We start from the raw sequence: 908 nt of genomic DNA, 5'->3' as shown, positions 1-908 counted from the left end.
GTATTCGGCGATCCCGGCCGACGGCGTGTACGCCGCCTGGTTCACGGTGCTGGGCCATGGTCCGGTGATGGGCACCGTCACCCCTGGTGAGCGATACCAGGCCGCGGTATCGGTCGGCACCAACCCGACCTTCTCAGGACGCACCCGCACCGTCGAGGCATTCGTTCTCGACACCGAGGCCGACCTGTACGGGCAGCATGTCGCGGTCGATTTCGTCTCCAGGATCCGCGGCATGGAAAAGTTCGACCGGGTAGAAGAGCTGGTCGCGGAGATGAAGCGGGACGCCGACAAGGCGCGGGGCATTCTGGCTGCGCAGTAGCCGGCTGAAATTTGCGGCCCGCCGCAGGTGCTAGACTTTGCGCCGATCCGGTGCATGCTGCAGTCCGCGGTGGCTGTGCCGAGAATATGCTCGCGGAACTGAAAATGATGGAGTTGATTTCGTGGCGCTTACCGCCGAGCAGAAGAAGGAAATCCTGAGCAGCTACGGTCTGCACGAGACCGACACCGGTTCGCCGGAGGCCCAGGTCGCCCTGCTGACCAAGCGGATCTCGGACCTGACCGAGCACCTCAAGCAGCACAAGCACGATCACCACTCGCGGCGCGGTCTGCTGCTGCTGGTCGGTCGTCGTCGCCGGCTGCTCAAGTACGTCGCCCAGGTCGACGTGGCGCGTTACCGTTCGCTGATCGAGCGCCTCGGGCTGCGTCGCTGACGCGGCTCTAGGTGCCGACACTTTCCGCGGCTGCCCTGTACGGGGCAGCCGCGCTCCTTTTCATCGGCGGGTTGACCGCATGCTCGTCCGCGGCGGCCGCGGACATGAAGGCAGGAGACTGCCTGAAGATGAGCGGCACGTACGACCGCCCGGACGCCAGCCACGCGGAGTGTGGCAGCGACGCGTCGAACTACAAGG

Annotated in this window: 2 protein-coding genes; both read left to right on the top strand. The window is 65.6% G+C overall.

The features are described from left to right. Nucleotides 1-319, top strand: a 319-nt coding sequence (locus tag IMZ11_RS42620) for a riboflavin kinase (protein WP_305075948.1), incomplete at its 5' end; no start/stop codon positions are given. 121 nt (nt 320-440) lie between these two features. Further along, nucleotides 441-710, top strand: a complete 270-nt coding sequence (gene rpsO, locus IMZ11_RS42615; protein ID WP_003880490.1) for a 30S ribosomal protein S15 — start codon at nt 441-443, stop codon at nt 708-710. Nucleotides 711-908 lie beyond the last annotated feature (198 nt).

The organism is Microtetraspora sp. AC03309, assembly GCF_020826795.1.
Lineage (GTDB): Bacteria > Actinomycetota > Actinomycetes > Streptosporangiales > Streptosporangiaceae > Microtetraspora > Microtetraspora glauca.
Note: the sequence above shows the minus strand (reverse complement) of the source record. Positions and strands in the feature narration are given on the sequence as shown.